A 956-nucleotide genomic window follows, 5' to 3' on the forward strand; every position below is an offset into this window, starting at 1 on the left:
ATTCATGACTGGGGTGAAGTCGTAACAAGGTAACCGTAGGGGAACCTGCGGTTGGATCACCTCCTTAACCAAACGATAGTGATTGTGCAGTGCTCACACAGATTGTCTGATGAAGAAAGCAGAGCAAGCGTCTGCGAAGAAGACTTTGAGTCCCCTTCGTCTAGAGGCCTAGGACACCGCCCTTTCACGGCGGTAACAGGGGTTCGAATCCCCTAGGGGACGCCATCTTGCTCAGGTAGCGGGTGAAAGGCGGTGCCACTGAAATATTGTTAAGCGGACGTGCGCGTCGGTTTAGCAATATTTGCTCTTTAACAATCTGGAACAAGCTGAAAATTTGAAACCGTCAGTGTTATGGAATGATAACATTGATGACACTCTCAACACTCCGACCGGAAGACTTCTTCGGGTTGTGAGGTTAAGCGACTAAGCGTACACGGTGGATGCCTAGGCAGTCAGAGGCGATGAAGGACGTGCTAATCTGCGAAAAGCGCCGGTGAGCTGATATGAAGCGCTATCAGCCGGCGATGTCCGAATGGGGAAACCCGGTGCAATCCGTTGCACCATCATTAACTGAATTCATAGGTTAATGAGGCGAACCGGGGGAACTGAAACATCTCAGTACCCCGAGGAAAAGAAATCAACCGAGATTCCCCCAGTAGCGGCGAGCGAACGGGGAGGAGCCCAGAGCCATCAGCGGTATGAGCATCAGGAGAACGGTCTGGAAAGGCCGGCAGTAAAGGGTGACAGCCCCGTATCCGAAGATGCTGGTATTGTGAGCTCGAAGAGTAGGGCGGGACACGTGTTATCCTGTCTGAATGTGGGGGGACCATCCTCCAAGGCTAAATACTCCTGACTGACCGATAGTGAACCAGTACCGTGAGGGAAAGGCGAAAAGAACCCCGGCGAGGGGAGTGAAAAAGAACCTGAAACCGTGTACGTACAAGCAGTGGGAGCCC

At 52.5% G+C, this 956-nt stretch carries 1 tRNA gene and 2 rRNA genes; all 3 read left to right on the top strand.

The annotated features are described in order from the left end of the window. Positions 1 to 67 (top strand): 16S ribosomal RNA (locus IQ209_RS17920); the annotation flags it as partial. An 82-nt stretch (positions 68 to 149) separates the two neighbouring features. Beyond that, positions 150 to 225, top strand: a tRNA-Glu gene (locus IQ209_RS17925). 188 nt (positions 226 to 413) lie between these two features. Next, positions 414 to 956: ribosomal RNA gene (locus IQ209_RS17930) — 23S ribosomal RNA — on the top strand; the annotation flags it as partial.

The sequence above is a fragment of the Xenorhabdus sp. BG5 genome, from assembly GCF_015163665.1.
GTDB lineage: Bacteria > Pseudomonadota > Gammaproteobacteria > Enterobacterales > Enterobacteriaceae > Xenorhabdus.